Here is a 16733-nt window from a genome sequence, read left to right as displayed (position 1 = left end):
TGCGAACGCCATGCCACGGATGGCATGGCCGGACCATCCGGCGCCTGTGCGGTTTCGCCATGGACGGCAGCGAAATCCTCTTGTGTGAATCGCGTGGTGAAGCGATTCCAGTACCGCGACATCGCGCGCGAGCGCGGCTTCAGATCAATCCGCAACACCCGTCCGAACCACGGAGCCACCGCACCGCATGAAGAACCTCGACACCCGCGCCACGCGCGCGCCTGCCGACACCGACATGACGCTGGCTGACGTCGCCATCGCGTCGTCCGACCGTTCCCGCATCGCACGCGTCGCCGGCATCGCCGCGCTGACCGCCGCGCTCGCGGCCTGCAACGTCGCGCCGACGCCGACCGGCGACACTGCCGCGCCCGCGGCGGGCGAGGGCGTCCGCATCCTCGACGACTTCGACGATCCGTCGACGTGGACCGTCGTGACCTCGAACCAGGTCACCGGCACGCTGCGCCAGGTCGACGTCGATGGCGGCAAGGCGCTGTGCCTGGACTACGACTACAACGGCGTGTCCGGCCATGTCGGCATCCAGCGCGATCTGAAGATGACGTACCCGGAGAACTACCGCTTCGCGTTCCGCATGCGCGGCGAATCGCCGGCCAACGATCTGCAGTTCAAGGTCATCGACGCCAGCGGCGACAACGTGTGGTGGGTCAACCGGCCGAAGTACGACTTCCCGACCGAGTGGACCGACATCCGCTACCGCAAGCGCCACATCGACAAGGCCTGGGGTCCGGAACAGGACAAGACCCTGCGCGCGACCGAGAAGCTCGAGTTCACGATCTACAACAACGCCGGGGGCAAGGGCACGGTCTGTTTCGACCAGCTCACGTTCGAAACGCTGCCGCCCGACGACACCTCGCCGCTGACCGCCAGCGCCGCGTCGACGACGACGCCCGAGGGTGTGGGCAACCTCGTCGACGGCAATGCCGAAAGCGCATGGACCACCGCGGCGGCGCCGCAGAACGTGGTGCTCGATCTCGGCAAGGTGCGCGAGTTCGGCGGTCTGCGCCTGCAATGGCAGCCCGGGCGTCACGCGTCGAGCTATGCCGTGTCGCTGTCCGCCGATGGCGAGCAGTGGACGCCCGTGCGTGAAGTGACCGAAGGCAATGGCGACGTCGACTGGCTGGCGCTGCCCGAAGCCGAGGCGCGCTACATCGGCCTCGATCTGCGCGCCGGCCCGGCCGACGGTTTCGCCCTGCGCGAAGTCGCCGTGCAGCCGCTGGCGATGTCCGAGCATCCCAACGACGTGCTGGAAGCGGTCGCCAAGGACCGGCCCAGGGGCCAGTTCCCGCGCGGTTTCAGCGGCGAGCAGACCTACTGGACGATCCTCGGCATCGACGGCGGCCTGCAACAGGGCCTGATCGGCGAGGACGGTGCGATCGAAGTCGCGGCCGGCGGCTTCTCGATCGAACCCTTCGTGCGCGTCGGCGACACACTGGTGACCTGGGCCGACGCGCAGATCGCGCAGACCCTGCAGGACGATTACCTGCCGATTCCCAGCGTGGACTGGACCCACGATGCGCTGGGCCTGCGGGTAACCGGTTTCGCCCGCGGCACGCCGGAGGATTCGCAGCTGGTCGCGCGTTACCGGCTCAGCAATCCGGGCGGCGAAGCGCGCGATTACCAGCTCGCGCTCGCGGTGCGGCCGATGCAGGTCAATCCGCCGACCCAGTTCCTCAACATCACCGGCGGCGTCAGCCCGCTGCGCCAGCTCGCCGTCACCACCGACGGCGTGCGCGTCGACGGCACGCCGCGCGTGTTCGCGCGGCAGCCGGCGCAGGCCGCGTTCGCCACGACGTTCGACGCCGGCATGGACGTCGAGCATCTGGCGACCGGCACCTGGCCGACGACGACCGCGGTGGACGATCCGCAGAAAATGGCGTCCGGTGCGCTGGTCTACACCGTGCGTCTGGCGCCGGGCGAGTCGCGCGAGTTCGATCTACTGATTCCGATGACCGGCGAGATGGCGAGCGCGCCGTCGAACTGGAACGCGCAGTCGATGCAGGACGCGATGGCGCGCGAGTGGCACGGCAAGCTCGATGAAGTCGGCTTCGACGTGCCGGCAGCGGGCAAGGATCTCGCCGATACGCTGCGCACGTCGCTGGCGCACATGCTGATCTCGCGCATCGGGCCGCGTCTGCAGCCGGGCACGCGCTCGTACGCGCGCAGCTGGATCCGCGACGGCGCGATGATCTCCGAAGGCCTGCTGCGTATGGGCCGTCCGGAAGTCGTCAAGGACTACGTCGAGTTCTATGCCCCGTACCAGTTCGACAATGGCAAGGTGCCGTGCTGTGTCGACGATCGCGGCAGTGATCCGGTGCCGGAGAACGACAGCCACGGCGAGCTGATCTTCAACATCGCCGAGTACTGGCGCTACACCGGCGACGACGCCTTCCTACAGAAGATGTGGCCGCACGTGCTGGGCGCGTACGCCTACATGGAAGAACTGCGCGCCAGCGAGCGCACCGAGGAGAACCGCAAGCTCAACGCGGCCTTCTACGGGATGATGCCGGCCTCGATCAGCCACGAAGGCTATTCGGCCAAGCCGATGCATTCGTACTGGGACAACTTCTGGGCGCTGCGCGGCTACAAGGACGCGGTGGAGATCGCCGAGGCGCTGGACAAGCCGGACGACGCCAAGCGCATGGCCGCCGCGCGCGACGAGTTCCGCGTCGATCTGGATGCCTCGCTGCGCAAGGCCGCCGAGCAGCACGGCATCGACTTCCTGCCCGGTGCCGCCGAACTCGGTGATTTCGACGCGACCTCCACGACGATCGCGCTCGCCCCCGGCGGCGAGCAGGGCCGTCTGCCCGAGCCGCTGCTGACCAACACCTTCGAGCGTTACTGGGAGAAGTTCTCCGCCCGCCGCGACGGCCGCGAACAGTGGGAGAATTACACACCCTACGAATGGCGCAACGTTGCTGCCTTCGTGCGTCTGGGCTGGCGCGAGCGTGCGACCGAAGTGCGCGAGTGGTTCTTCGGCCATCGCGCGCCGCAGCCATGGAACCAATGGGGCGAAGTGGTGACGCCGACGCCGCGCAAGCCGTTCTTCCTCGGCGATCTGCCGCATGCCTGGGTGGGCTCGGATTTCGTGCGCTCCGCGCTGGACATGTTCGCCTACGTGCGCGAAGTCGACGACAGCCTGGTGCTCGCCGCCGGCGTGCCGGCCGACTGGTTGAACGAGGGCGTCGCGCTGCGTGGCATGCGGACGCCGCAGGGCACCGTCGGCTACTCGCTGCGTCGCGACGGCGATGCGCTGCTGCTCGACATCGCGGCCGGCAGCGGGCTGCCGGAGGGCGGCCTGGTGCTGCAGTGGCCCTACGAGAGCGTGCCGGGTGCGACGACGATCGACGGCCAGGCGGCGCAGTGGGACGGCAACGAACTGCGCATCACGCGGGCCGGCGCGAAAGTGCGGATCGCGGGCGCGGGCTGAGACGCGACACCCCGTGGACGCGCCCGGAAACGCGCGTCCGCGGGTCACTGATAGGCAGGCGCGGCCCATGGCCGCGACGGGTCGCCCCAACAGGGCCTGTCGCGCGCATGGGCCGCGCCTGCACCACATTCGAGGGGAGGGGAGTTCGATGAAGACCCAGATGTCGACGCGCATGCTGGTGTGCGCGCTGCTGGTGGCCACGCCTGCGTTCGCGCAGGACGCGACCGGCGCGCAGCCGTGGATGGACGTCGGCAAGTCGCCGGATGCGCGCGCCGCGTTGCTCGTTGCGGCGATGACCCAGGACGAGAAGTTCGCGCTGATCCGCAGTCGCTTTGCGATCGGCGAGAAGAAGCCTGAAGAGGCGCTCACCGCCGCCGGTTACGTGGCGCCGATTCCGCGCCTGGGCATTCCGGCGCAGGGGCTGGTCGATGCCGGCCTCGGCGTGACCAATCCCGGCGGTGCGCGCGCGGGTGATCACGCGACGGCGATGCCTTCGGGCCCGATGACCGCGTCGACCTGGAGCCGCGACATCGCCTTCAAGGGCGGCGAGACCATGGGTCGCGAAGCCTGGCGCCAGGGCTTTAACGTGCTGCTGGCCGGCAGCGTCAATCTGCAGCGCGATCCGCGCAACGGCCGCAACTTCGAATACGCGGGCGAAGACCCGCTGCTCGCCGGCACGCTGGTCGGCGAATCGATCCGCGGCGTGCAGTCGCAGCACGTGCTGTCGACGATGAAGCACTACGCGCTCAACGACATGGAGACCGCGCGCAATTTCCACAGCGCGCAGATCGGCGACCGGGCGATGCACGAATCCGATCTGCTCGCGTTCCACGTCGCGATCGAGATCGGCCAGCCCGGCTCGGTGATGTGCAGCTACAACCGCATCAACGGTACCTACGGCTGCGAGCACGAGGAACTGCTCAACAACGTGCTCAAGCGCGACTGGCGCTATCCCGGTTACGTGATGTCGGACTGGGGCGGCGTGCACAGCGCATCGAAGGCGGCGAACGCCGGTCTCGACCAGCAGTCGGCAGGCGAGGTGTTCGACAAGGCCGTGTACTTCGACGGGCCGCTGCGCATGGCGGTCGGCGCCGGTGTGGTGCCGCAGGCGCGGCTCGACGACATGGTCCACCGCATCCTGCGCAGCTTCATCGCCGTCGGTGCGTTCGAACACCCGCCGCAGCGCCAGCCGGTCGACGACGCGCTCGATGCGATCGGCTTCGATGTCGCGCAGCGCACGGCCGAGGCCGGCGCGGTGCTGTTGCGCAACGAGAACGGCGTGCTGCCGCTCGCACCCGGCGTGCGCCGTATCGCGGTGATCGGCGGACATGCCGACAAGGGCGTGATCGCCGGCGGCGGTTCGTCGATGGTCGGCTGGACGTCGCGCGGCACCAGCGCCGTCACCGGGCTCGCGCCGACGACCTGGCCGGGGCCGGTGATGTTCCAGCCGTCGTCGCCACTGCTCGCCTTGCGCGACGCGCTGCCGGATGCGCGCATCGACTACGTCGACGGTCGTGACCGCGCGGCTGCCGCGCGGCTCGCACGCGAAGCCGATGTCGCCATCGTGTTCGCCACGCAGTGGGCCGCGGAATCGGTCGACCTGCCGGACATGCGTCTGCCCGACGGGCAGGACGCGTTGATCGCTGCGGTCGCCGCGGCCAATCCGCGCAGCGTGGTCGTGCTGCAGACCAATGGGCCGGTCGAACTGCCGTGGCTCGATGCGGTGCCCGGTGTGCTGCAGGCCTGGTATCCCGGCATCCGCGGCGGCGAAGCGATCGCGCGCCTGCTGACCGGCGCGGCGAATCCGTCCGGGCATCTGCCGGTGACGTGGCCGGTCGACGTCTCGCAGCTGCCGCGGCCCACGATTCCCGGGCTCGGCTTCAAGCCTGCGCAGAAGCCCGAGGACACGATCGACTACGACATCGAAGGCGCCAACGTCGGCTATCGCTGGTTCGCAGCCAAGGGTCTGACGCCGCGCTACGCGTTCGGCCACGGTCTGTCGTACACGACGTTCGCGACATCCGACCTGCAGTTGCATGCGGAGGGCGACCGCATCGTCGCGCGCTTCAGCGTGCGCAACACCGGCGAACGTGCAGGCGCCGCGGTGCCGCAGCTCTACGTGCATCTGCCCCAGGGCCACGCCACGCCGATGCGCCTGGCCGGCTGGGACCGCGTCGAGCTGCAGCCGGGCGAAACACGTGAGGTCGAAGTCGCGCTGGCGCCGCGCCTGTTCGCGGACTATCACCCCGACGACCGCAGCTGGCGGATCGCCGCCGGCGACTACACGGTCGTCCTCGGACAGTCGGCCGCCGATACGGGCGCGCGCGCCGCGCTGACGCTGCCGGCGCGTCGTCTGGACTGACGATAGGTGGAGCGCGCTGGTTTACCAGCGCGCTTCGAGACGTCGGAACGGCTTCGACAGGCATACGCCTCGCGCATCGAAGTCGTCCACCGCGCGGCCATCGACGTGCACCGACGTGGGGCGCGTGCGGTTCGGCCAGATCACCTGCACCGGTACCGCGTCCCGGAGGCCATCGCCGAGGGTGATGTCGAGCTGCTCGCCGGACTGCCTGGCCGCCATCGTCAGCGGCCCGAACGCGGTCGGCAGCGCACGCACTGACAGGCCGTCGCCGTCGAGCCACGCCGTGGGCGCGCCAGGCAACAGATGCAGGCCGTCGTCGCCTTCGTGCAGCAGCATGCCGACGAGCGTACGCGCGTATTCGGCGCCGATCCACGTATGCGGCATGTCGCCGATGTAGCCGGGATAGCGCGGACGCGAGTGCACGACCTCTGGCCACATCTGCCACGCGCGTGGACGGCGGTCGGCGAGCAGGCCCTGCAGCACGGTCTGCGCATCGGCGGGGCGGTCGAGATGCACGAAGGTCAGCACGTTGCGCACCTCGTACGGCGTGTAGGCCCACAACGCATCCGGGCCGCTGCGCTCTCCAAACTGCTTGGCGAGATAGCGGTCGAACGTGGTGCGCAGTTCGCGCTCGGGCAGCACGTGGCGCGCGCCGGTGGGATCGAGTGCGATCGACACGCTGGTGGGATCGCTGTCGCCGAGATCCGCCGAGGACGGAATGAAATCGATGCCTTTCCACGCGATCGTCGCGCGCAACGAGGCGGCGACCGAGTCCGACAGCAGACGCCCCTGTTCGCGCGCCCAGCCCGCGGTCTCCGCATCGCCGAGTGCCTCCGCGAGCCAGGCACCGTCGTGCCAGCCCTTGATGCCGTAGAAGTCGTCCCAGTAGCTGTGCGTCGGCGTGGAATAGCCTTCGTGGCTGATCGACGGCGCGAGGATGCCGTGGAAGCGTTCGGGTGCCGAATGGCTGCCCATGTAGCCGGCGACGAGCGTGCGTTCGCGCAGTTCCTGCAGGAAACGCATCGCGGCGGTCACGGCCGGCAGGTACTCGCGCACCGTGTCGGGACCGCCGTCGAGACGCGCGACATCGGCGACGAGCTGGATGTACTGGCCCTGGCTGTCGTACTCGATGTCTGACCCGAAACCGCGATTGATGCTGCCGTCCTCGTTGAGGATCGGCGAGATCATGCCGTTCGGATTGAGCGCGTGGTCGGTGTACCAGCGCAGGTAGTCGCGCGCGATCTGCGGCTGGCCCATGCGCAGCAACACCGCGGCGGTCGCGGCGCCATCGCGCAGGAACGAGCGGTTGTAGTTGCGCGGTCCGGGCTGCATCGCCGGACCGGTCTGGTTGATCAGCATGTACGCGCCCTGCGCGCGCAGCATGTCGACCAGGTCCTGGTCCGGCAGACGGATGTCGAAGGTGTCGAAGCGGTCGGTCCAGCCCGCGGCGATGCGCGCGGCCTGCGCATCGAAAGCCTCCGAGGGCGTCGCGGCATCGCCGGTGAGCGCGGCGAAATCGATCGCCGGGGGTTCTGTCAGTTCGCCCTTTGCGGGATCGAGTGCGGTCGTGCCCAGTGGCAGCGCGATGACGATGTCCCGGGTGGCGCCCGGCGCGATCCGCACCGGATACGAGAGCATGCCGGCGGCGAGTCCGGATGCGTCCGATGCCGCGCGTGCGTCGGGTGGCGTGCCGCGCGCGGCAGCGGAGGTGATCTCGGTGTCGCCGTGCGCGCCGAAGGGCGCGGCGCCGGCGGCGCCGACGGGCGTCATCGAGGTCAGCAGGGTGCGACCGTCGACGCGCACGCGCGTGTGGCCGGCGATCTCGTCGATCGCGATCTGCCGGATCGGCGACCAGCCGCCGTGCTGCCACGGCGGATTGACCTGCAGCGGGCGCACCAGCAGCGACAGCGCGCCGTCGATCGACCGGCGTCCGCGGTTGTGCAGGCGGTAGCGCATCAGCGTGACCGGCTGTCCGTTCTGTTCCAGCGCGAAGGCCTCGTTGCGGATCGTCAGATCGCGCTGGCCCTGCCACTCGACCGAGGGCATCGGCATCCAGCGCTCGCGCAGGGCGTGGCGGCGCTGCGGATCGTTGTCGGCGACACGCGCCTTGCCGTCACTGCCGCGCCAGACCGCCTGCAGCATCGGGCCGCCCTTGAACGGTTCGAGGTTGCCGTAGGCGTCGAGCAGCGATTTCTGCCGGCCCGCGGGAATACCCAGCGCCGTCCAATAGACCTGTTGCTGGTGCAGCGAGGACGGAAACAGCGCGCCGTGCGCGCGCGAGGCGACGATCTCGTAGCGCCGGGTCGGGGTCAGCAGCTGTTTCGGCCCGAGCAGGCGCAGGCGTGCGATGGCGGGCGAGCGGCCGTCGACCTCGCCGACGACGAGGCGCAGGGCGGTCGGCGACAGCGGCGCGTCGCCTGCGAGCCACGAGCGCGTGCCGTCGCGGCCGGGATCTTCGGCCAGCACGCGCCACTGGCCATCGGCATCGCGCGCTTCGAGCGTGGCGCCGTTGCGCGGGCCACTCCACCAGATTTCGAGCCCGGCGATCTGGTCTGCACGTGGCAGTGCGAGATCGAGCTGCCGCGTGCCGGGCGTGGGTCCTGCGCCTTCCACGAGGCCCGGCTTCGCGTCGGTGGCGAACAGCGTGGCGCCGTCGACGCCGGCTGCCAGGCCGTCGAGCTGCGGTGCGGCATCGCCCGCGAGCGGTTCGAACTCGAAGATCGACGTCGCCCAGTCGGATGATTTCGACGGACTCGCGATGCGCACGTAGCGCGCACTGCGCGCGGGAAACACGATGAGGTCGGTGTCGCCGCGCGAATCGGTGCTGGTGTAGGCGATGTCCCACTGCGTGCCGTCGAGCGAGGTCTCGAGCGTCCAGCGCACCGGGAATCCGCTGTCCCAGAGGATTGCGACACCGCCGACGTCGGACGCTCGTCCCAGATCCACCTGGAACCAGTGGCCGGGCAGGAAGGAACCGCCCCAGCGCGTCTTGGGGTCGCCGTCGATGGCGTGCTGCGGCGCGAGTGCGTCGACCTGCGTCGACGAGGCCGAGGCGGTCCAGTCACTGCGTGGCGGCAGAGGGGCCGCAGCGGCGGCGGCCGTTGCCCAGGCGAGCAGGGCGCCGAGCAGGATCGGCGCGACCCGCCGCCCATCCCGGACTTGGCCGACGCGCGCTTCAGGACACCGGGATCTGATTGCCATGCATGTGTGGTCCGCGACTGGAGAGCGGACGCTAACATTCGCTGGAAGCGGTTACATGCTGCGTTGCGGTGCGGGTTTTCTTCCCCGCCGGTTCAGACCGTGCTCGACATCAGCAAGTCTGCGAGCCGTCGTTCCGGCGGCATGCCGGAAATGCGTCTCAACAGCCGAAGGGCTGGTCACCCAGAGCGTGAACGTTTCCGCTAAAAGGACAAGCCGGTTACGGCGTCAGCCGCGCAACACGAAATGGTGTTCGGGGGCAGCTGACGTCGTTGGATGACCAGCCATTCGGCTGTTGAGAAGCGCCTCCGGCGTGACCAGACATGCGTCTGTTGCCAGCCGCCGGGATGACGATCCGGAGCCGGATGACGATCGGCGTGGCGCAGATTCATTGCACGAGTCGTCAGGCCTGCCTGTCCGCGTAACGCCGGATCCTTCAGCCCCGCACATCCCGCACGATCTGCGCCGCACGGGCCGCGGTCTCGCGGACACGGGCGTAGTCGCCGACTTCCAGCCAGCCCTTGTCGAGCATCCACGAGCCGCCGATGCACAGCACGTTCGGCTGCGACAGGAACTCGGCCGCGTTGGATTCGGAAATGCCGCCGGTCGGGCAAAAGCGCATGTCGTGCAGCGGACCGGCGAGGCCCTTGAGCATCGCGAGGCCGCCGACGGCGCTGGCCGGAAACAGCTTGCAGTTGCGGAAGCCGCGCTCGCGCAAGGCCATGAATTCGGTCGGCGTCGCGGCACCGGGCACGACCGGAATGTCGGCTTCGGCCAGTGCATCGGCGAGCAGCGGCGGCGTGCCGGGCGTGACCAGGAAATCCGCACCAGCATCGATCGACGCGCGGATGTTGTCGGCGTTGAGGATGGTGCCGGCGCCGATGACGATGTCCGGGCGCTCGCGCTTGAGCATGGCGAGCGCGTCGATCGCGACCGGCGTGCGCAGGGTGAGCTCGAGCGTGTTCAAGCCGCCTTCGAGCAGCGCATCGGCGATCGCGCGCGCCTCGTCGAGGGTGTGCACGGTGATCACCGGCAACACGCCGGCCTTGCGCAGGAACTCGGCGGCGCGCTGCTGGCGCTCGGACATGGTGGAAACGTTGGGCATCGTGGTCAGGCGTCCTTGGAATCGTGTGGCGCATCGAGCGCTGCTGCATCAGCGCCCAGGTCGTATTCGGCATCGTAGTGCCACGCGCTGCCGTCGGTGGTGGCCGGGCCGCAGGAAATCGACAGCGCGCCCTGATCGGCGGGTGACACGTTCGCGCGGTTGAAGCCGAACAGATTGCGGCCGTGGTCGGTGGGCGCGGGCGCGGTATCCGGCGCGGCCGTGCGGGCCTGCCACTCGGCCGGATCGACCAGCGCTTCGAGCGTGCCGGCCTCGCCGTCGAGACGGATGATGTCGCCTTCGCGCACGAACGCGAGCGGTCCGCCGCGCGCGGCCTCGGGCGTCATGTGGATCGCGGCGGGTATCTTGCCCGACGCGCCCGACAGGCGACCGTCGGTGACCAGCGCGACGCGCCGGCCCTGGTTCTGCAGCATGCCCAGCAGCGGCGCCAGCGAATGCAGTTCGGGCATGCCGTTGGCCTTCGGGCCCTGGTAGCGGACGACGGCGACGAAATCGCGCGGCAGTGCGCCGGCGGCGTGCAGGCGGTTCAGGGCCTGCGGCGCGTCGACGACGACGGCCGGCGCTTCGATGGTACGGAACTCCGGCTTCACCGCCGACAGCTTGATCAGCGAACGGCCCAGGTTGCCGCGCAGCAGACGCAGGCCGCCGTGGGCCTCGAACGGAGCGGACACCGGGCGCAACACGCTGTCGTCGCCGCTGGCCGTCGGGCCGGGCTCGTAGCGGATGCGCTCGCCGTCGAGCTTGGGTTCCTGACCGTAGCGCGCCATGCCGCCGTCGACGATCGTCGGCAGATCGCCGTGCATCAGGCCGGCATCGAGCAGTTCGCGGAACACGTAGGCGTTGCCACCGGCCGCGTGGTAGCGGTTCACGTCGGCTTCGCCGTTCGGATACACGCGCGCCAGCAGCGGCACGGCCTGCGACAGCTGGTCCATGTCGTCCCAGGTCAGCACGATGCCGGCCGCGCGCGCGACCGCGATCCAGTGGATGGTGTGGTTGGTCGAGCCGCCGGTGGCCATCAGCATCGCGACCGCGTTGACGATCGCGCGTTCGTCGATCAGCTGGCCCAAGGGGCGGTAGTCGTCGCCGAGCGCGGTGATCGACAGTGCGCGTTCCACCGCCTCGCGGGTGAAGGCTTCGCGCAGCGGCGTGCCCGGATTGATGAAAGCCGCGCTCGGCAACTGCACGCCCATCGCCTCGAGCAGGGTCTGGTTGGAATTCGCGGTGCCGTAGAACGTGCAGGTGCCCGGGCCGTGATAGGAATCGGACTCGACCTGCAGTAGTTCTTCGCGCGTGGCCTCGCCGGCGGCGTAGCGCTCGCGCACTTCGGCCTTGGTCTTGTTCGGTACGCCGGGCGTCATCGGCCCGCCGGGAATGAAGATTGCCGGCAGATGGCCGTAGGCCAGTGCGCCGATCAGCAGGCCGGGCACGATCTTGTCGCAGATGCCCAGATACACGCTGCTGTCGAACATGTCGTGCGACAGCGCGATCGCGGTGGCCTGGGCGATGACGTCGCGCGAGAACAGCGACAGTTCCATGCCCGCGCGGCCCTGGGTCACGCCGTCACACATCGCCGGCACGCCGCCCGCGACCTGGGCGGTGTGGCCCAGCGCACGCGCGGTCTGGCGGATGAACTCCGGATACGGCTCGTAGGGCTGATGCGCCGACAGCATGTCGTTGTAGGCGGTGACGATGCCGAGGTTCGCGGTCGGCCCGTTGCGCAGGCGCGACTTGTCGACTGGCCCGCAGGCGGCGAAGCCGTGCGCGAGGTTGGCGCAACTCAGGTGGCCGCGCAGCGGCCCCTCGTCGCGCATGCGCGCGATGCCTTCGAGATACGCCTGCCGCGACGGCGCGCTGCGCTTGCGGATGCGTTCGGTGACGGACTGGACGACGGGATGCAGGCTCATGGGCGGCGGCGATGAGAGGAACGGGCGCCCGGGGGACGGGCGGGGGCGCGCGGATCGCACTGCGCGCAACTGTGGAACGGCATGCGCATGCGCGCAGGTGCGCGGGTCACGGGCACCAGTGGACGTGCAGCTTCGCGCCCGGCGTGGTGAAGGCGATGCGCGCGGGGAACTCGGTGGCGTCGTCGCTCTGCAGCAGGCGGTCGAGCAGGGCGCGCTTCTTCTCGCCGCGGATCAGCAGGATGCGCGTGTGCGCGGGTGCGAGCCCGGCCGGCGTCAGGCTCACCCGACGCTGCCAGCTGCCCGCACCGGGACTGCCGCCGGCATCGACGCCGACATACGGCGACGTGGAGGCGAGCGCCGAGTCGAGATCGACCATGCCGGGAAACAACGACGCGGTGTGCCCGTCGTCGCCCATCCCCAGCACGACCACGCCCGCGGGCTGGCGCGCATGCAGGTTGGCGGTGGCGACGGCTTCGTCGAACGGACGGCCGGCGCGGGTGATGGTTTCCAGGCGCGCCTTCTGTGCCTTGTTCTGGATCAGCGATTCGCGCAGCAGGCGCGCATTGCTGTCGGGATCGTCGGGCAGCAGCCAGCGCTCGTCGACCAGCGCGACATCGACGCGGTCCCACGCCAGCGGCGACTTCGAAAGCGCTGCGTACACCGGCCCGGGCGTCTTGCCGCCGGACAGCAGCAGGCGCGCACGCGGCTTGAGCTCCAGATCGCGGGCAATCGCGGACGAGATCGCAATCGCGGCGCCCCAGGTCCACTGGGTCGCCGATTCGTAGGCGTGCAGCTGCATGCGCCCATCGTCGCCGATTCCGCCGGCGATGCCAAAGGCCGGGGCGCCGGTGGGCGTCATGCGGCGGCCCTGCGCGATGCGATCGCGGCCGCGCCGAGCAGGCCGGCATGCGGATGCAGCACCGCCACGCTGGGCACGCGGCCCATGTTGGGCGAGAAGCGGCCCTTGTGTTCGAAGCGCTGGCGGAAACCCGAATGACGGATCGAATCGAGCATCTTCGGCACCAGGCCGCCGGTCAGGAACACGCCGTCCCAGGCGCCGAGGGTCAGCACGAGGTCACCCGCGATCGCGCCGAACACCGCGCAGAACACGTCGACCGCGCGCGCGCAGCGGGCATCGCCGTCCTTCGCACGCGCGGTGATGTCCGCCGGCTGCATCGGACCCGGATCGACGCCTGCGATTTCGCTCAATGCGCGATGGATGTTGACCAGACCGGGACCGCAGATCAGGCGCTCGTTGGACACGCGGCCGAACTGCGCCGACAGGCGTTCGAGGATCGCGGTTTCTTCCGGCGTGCCCGGCGGAAAGCTGACGTGGCCGCCTTCGGTTTCCAGCGGGTAGTGCCTGCCGTCGCGAATCACCAGGCCGCCCACGCCCAGCCCCGTGCCGGGACCGATCACCGCATAGGTACACGGACCGCCCGGATCCTTCGGCACCGACCACGGCACGCCGCCGATGGCGCTGAAATCGCCCGGCTGCAGCAAGGGAATCGCCATCGCCTGCGCGGCGAAATCATTGGTCAGTACGACGTCTTCGATCCCGAGCCGCTGCTGCGTGCGCGTGCGCGAGATCACCCAGGGATGGTTGGTGATGCGCGCATCGTCGCCGTCGACGCGGCCGGCGACCGCGAGCACGGCGCGGGGCAATGCGCCCTTGCCGTCGTGGCCGATCTCCTGCAGGTAATGCAGCGCCGCATCGGCCAGCGACGGGAAGTCGGCGACCGGAAAGATCTTGACCGTGTCGAGCTGCAGCGGCGTCGGGCTGCCGGTGTCAGCCAGCGCGAAGCGCGCATTGGTGCCGCCGATGTCGGCGAGCAGGGCGAGCGCAGTCGTCACGATTTGCGTCCGTTGTGGGTGGTCAGCGTGCGCGGCAGGAACGGCTGCGCCTCGGCCGGGCCCCAGCTGCCGGCCGGGTAGTCGCGCACCGGCGTGCCGGCCTCGCGCCACGCGGCGCTGACGCTGTCGATCCATCGCCACGCGGCTTCGACTTCGTCGTCGCGCACGAACAGCGTCTGGTCGCCCTTGAGCGCATCGATCATCAGGCGTTCGTAGGCGATACGGCGCTTGGGCGGCAGCATCGCCAGGTCCAGCGACATCGGCTGCAGTTCGTTCGCGGCCCACTCCGATGCGGCGAGGCTGCCCATCAGGCCGAGTTCGATCGTCTCCTCCGGCTGCAGGCGCACGCGCAGCTGGTTGGCGCGCGCGCGCTTGCGCTCGCCCGGCCCGAACAGCCAGTGCGTGACCGGCTTGAAGGTCACGACGACCTCGGTCGTGCGCGAGGGCATGCGCTTGCCGGTGACCAGGCGGAACGGCACGCCGGCCCAGCGCCAGTTGTCGATCCACGCGCGCAGGCCGACGAAGGTTTCGACGTCCTCGTGCCCGCCGTGCTTGAAGCCCTGCACGGCCTGGCCGTCGACGACGCCCGGGCCGTAGCGACCACGCACGCTGTCGGCGGCGGCATCGGCGGCGGTCATCGGCCGCAGGGCGCGCAGCACCTTGCGCTTCTCGTCGCGGATGCTGTCGGTGTCCATCGCGGCCGGCGGCTCCATCGCGATCAGCGCCAGCAACTGCAGCATGTGGTTCTGCACCATGTCGCGCAGCGCGCCGTAATCGGCGTAGTAGCCCTCGCGGCCGTCCACGCCGGCGGTCTCAGCGACGATGATGTCGACCGATTCGATCCAGCGCCGCTCCCACGTGGCTTCCAGCAGCGTGTTGCCCAGCCGCAGCGCGAGCAGGTTCTGCACCGGCGCCTTGCCCAGGTAATGGTCGATACGGAAGATCCGCGACTCGTCGAGCGCGGACTTCAGCGTCGCGTCGATTTCCTGCGCGCTGGCGAGGTCATGGCCGATCGGCTTCTCGAGCACCAGCCGCGACGGCGCTTCCAGCAGTCCGGCGGCCTTGAGCCCGCGGCACGCGGAGGCGAACAGGTTCGGCGGCGTCGACAGATAGCTGACCGCCGGACGGTCGGAAAAGCGCGACAGCGACGCCGCCATCGCCTCGGCATCGCCCAGGTCCACCGGCACGTACTGGATGCGGCGCAGCAGTTCGTCGACCAGCGAACTGTCGTAGTCGTCACCGAGGCGCTCGCGCAGCCAGTCGCGGAAGCTCGCGTCGTCGTGCTCGCTGCGCGCGATCGCGATTACGCGGAATTCGTCCGGCAGCAGCCGGTCGCGCAGCAGGTGCAGCAGGGACGGAAACAGATAGCGTTGCGCCAGGTCGCCGGTGGCGCCGAACAACAGCAGGGAATCGTGCATGGGCGCCGGGACCGTCTCGGGTTCAGGATGGGTAATCACGGAGTGTGTCGCCGGAGGCGTGCAGATCGCAACGTCCACGCCATCGCGGCGTGTCCAGCGCTGTCACCTGGTGCGCACGAGGCGGCGTACGCGTGGATGGAATCTGTCGTTCGATGCACCAGGCTGTGCCTCCCACACGTGCGCCGGCTGGATTGGAAACGATTACATGCCAGAATAGCGCAATTGCATCGCGGCGCGCGGTTCACGCAGGCAGCCGCACGATGCGATCCACGACGGGTTTGCGACTCACGGGAGCGTGCATGGCACAGGTGCGGTTCGACGCGGTACGGAAGGTCTACCCCAACGGTTTCGTCGGTGTGGCCGGTGCGACTTTCGAGGTCGCCGATGGCGAGCTGCTGGTGCTGGTGGGCCCGTCGGGCTGCGGCAAATCCACGCTGCTGCGCATGGTCGCGGGACTGGAGGCGATCAGCGACGGCACGCTGACCATCGGTGAGCGCGTGGTCAACGACGTGGCGCCGAAGGATCGCGACATCGCGATGGTGTTCCAGAGCTACGCGCTGTACCCGCACATGAGCGTGGCCGAGAACCTCGCGTTCGGCCTGAAGCTGCGCGGCCAGTCGAAGACCGAGATCGCCGCGCGCGTGGACGAAGCCGCGCAGGTGCTCGAACTCGACAAGGTGCTCGATCGCAAGCCCGGCCAGCTTTCGGGCGGCCAGCGCCAGCGCGTTGCCCTGGGCCGCGCGCTGGTGCGGCAGCCGCAGGTGTTCCTCCTCGACGAGCCGCTGTCCAACCTCGACGCCAAGCTGCGCAGCGGCATGCGTGTCGAGATCGCCCGGCTGCATCGCAAGCTCGGCACGACGATGATCTACGTCACCCACGACCAGATCGAAGCGATGACGCTGGGCCAGCGCATCGTGGTGCTGAAGGACGGCCACATCCAGCAGATCGACACGCCGATGGCGCTGTACGAACGGCCGGCGAACCTGTTCGTCGCGACCTTCCTCGGCAGCCCGGCCATGAACGTGCTGCGCGGCGCGCTGGCGCAGGGTGCGGATGGCTGGATCTTCGATGCGGGCGCGGGCATCACGCTCGCGCTGGGCGATGCCGGGTTTCCGGCCGACTGGAACGGCCGCACGGTCGATCTGGGCATCCGCCCCGAACATCTGCTGCCTGCGACCGATTCGGATGCATCGCTGTCGCCCGTGGTCGAAGTGGTGGAGCCGGTCGGCAGCGAAGTCTTCGTCAACCTGCGCCTGGGCAGCCACGCCCTGATCGCACGCCTGCCGCCCGATCGCGTGCCGGTGCCGGGCGAAACCTTGCCGCTGACGATTCCTGTCGGCCGCGTGCATGCGTTCGATGTCGAGACCGGCGAGCGCTTGATCCAGCAGGTGGGTTGAGCCTCGCGACGCAGGAACCACACCTCTCCCTC

9 protein-coding genes are annotated in these 16733 nt (G+C 69.6%); 3 read left to right on the top strand and 6 right to left on the bottom strand.

Going from position 1 to position 16733, the window contains the following annotated elements; all coding sequences use genetic code 11:
- The first annotated feature begins 187 nt into the window (after nucleotides 1-187).
- Nucleotides 188-3445, top strand: coding sequence for a discoidin domain-containing protein (locus tag V3391_RS06100; RefSeq protein ID WP_332077509.1), 3258 nt, complete (start codon nucleotides 188-190; stop codon nucleotides 3443-3445).
- 172 nt (nucleotides 3446-3617) lie between these two features.
- On the top strand, nucleotides 3618-5807 hold the full coding sequence (locus V3391_RS06095; RefSeq protein WP_332077723.1) for a beta-glucosidase family protein: 2190 nt from the start codon (nucleotides 3618-3620) through the stop codon (nucleotides 5805-5807).
- A 21-nt stretch (nucleotides 5808-5828) separates the two neighbouring features.
- Here the strand turns inward: V3391_RS06095 and V3391_RS06090 are convergent, their stop codons facing one another.
- From V3391_RS06090 to zwf, 6 genes are all read right to left on the bottom strand, one after another.
- Nucleotides 5829-9008: a discoidin domain-containing protein gene (locus tag V3391_RS06090; RefSeq protein WP_332077508.1), complete on the bottom strand. Its 3180-nt coding sequence runs from the start codon at nucleotides 9006-9008 to the stop codon at nucleotides 5829-5831.
- 433 nt (nucleotides 9009-9441) lie between these two features.
- Nucleotides 9442-10092, bottom strand: coding sequence for a bifunctional 4-hydroxy-2-oxoglutarate aldolase/2-dehydro-3-deoxy-phosphogluconate aldolase (locus tag V3391_RS06085; RefSeq protein ID WP_425497217.1), 651 nt, complete (start codon nucleotides 10090-10092; stop codon nucleotides 9442-9444).
- A gap of 23 nt (nucleotides 10093-10115) precedes the next feature.
- The gene (edd, locus tag V3391_RS06080; protein WP_332077506.1) at nucleotides 10116-12032 is read right to left on the bottom strand and encodes a phosphogluconate dehydratase; all 1917 of its coding nucleotides are present in this window, start codon (nucleotides 12030-12032) and stop codon (nucleotides 10116-10118) included.
- Nucleotides 12033-12138: 106 nt separating this feature from the next.
- The gene (pgl, locus tag V3391_RS06075; RefSeq protein ID WP_332077505.1) at nucleotides 12139-12891 is read right to left on the bottom strand and encodes a 6-phosphogluconolactonase; all 753 of its coding nucleotides are present in this window, start codon (nucleotides 12889-12891) and stop codon (nucleotides 12139-12141) included.
- A complete protein-coding gene (gene glk / locus V3391_RS06070; RefSeq protein ID WP_332077504.1) occupies nucleotides 12888-13886 on the bottom strand; it encodes a glucokinase in 999 nt (332 codons plus the stop codon). Before glk ends, pgl begins: the two co-directional genes overlap by 4 nt.
- Nucleotides 13883-15304 carry a glucose-6-phosphate dehydrogenase gene (gene zwf / locus V3391_RS06065; protein ID WP_332077503.1) on the bottom strand — a complete coding sequence of 474 codons (1422 nt, stop codon included), beginning with the start codon at nucleotides 15302-15304 and terminating at the stop codon, nucleotides 13883-13885. Before zwf ends, glk begins: the two co-directional genes overlap by 4 nt.
- Before the next feature lie 299 nt (nucleotides 15305-15603).
- On the opposite strand from zwf, the gene V3391_RS06060 reads away from it, so the two are divergent.
- Nucleotides 15604-16701 (top strand): ABC transporter ATP-binding protein, encoded by a 1098-nt coding sequence (locus V3391_RS06060; protein WP_332077502.1) that lies wholly within the window; start codon nucleotides 15604-15606, stop codon nucleotides 16699-16701.
- Nucleotides 16702-16733: the final 32 nt, after the last annotated feature.

This window comes from Luteimonas flava, assembly GCF_036584485.1.
GTDB lineage: Bacteria > Pseudomonadota > Gammaproteobacteria > Xanthomonadales > Xanthomonadaceae > Luteimonas > Luteimonas flava.
This window is presented reverse-complemented; position numbering and strand designations above follow the sequence as displayed.